Raw genomic sequence first — 214 nt, 5'->3', positions numbered from 1 at the left:
TATAGCGCAGTCTGGTAGCGCGCCTGCTTTGGGAGCAGGATGTCGGGAGTTCGAATCTCTCTACCCCGACCATTTTTAACTCTGGCCGAGAGTATAAATAAGGCAATCGTTCGGGGTATAGCGCAGTCTGGTAGCGCGCCTGCTTTGGGAGCAGGATGTCGGGAGTTCGAATCTCTCTACCCCGACCATTTTTAACTCTGGCCGAGAGTATAAA

The 214-nt window shown here is 52.3% G+C and carries 1 tRNA gene; it reads left to right on the top strand.

Annotated elements, in window-relative coordinates:
* The first annotated feature begins 111 nt into the window (after positions 1-111).
* Positions 112-188 (top strand) — tRNA-Pro (locus EOPP23_RS21290).
* The last annotated feature ends 26 nt before the right edge of the window (positions 189-214 follow it).

The organism is Endozoicomonas sp. OPT23 (assembly GCF_009653635.1).
Taxonomy (GTDB): domain Bacteria; phylum Pseudomonadota; class Gammaproteobacteria; order Pseudomonadales; family Endozoicomonadaceae; genus Endozoicomonas_A.
This window is presented reverse-complemented; position numbering and strand designations above follow the sequence as displayed.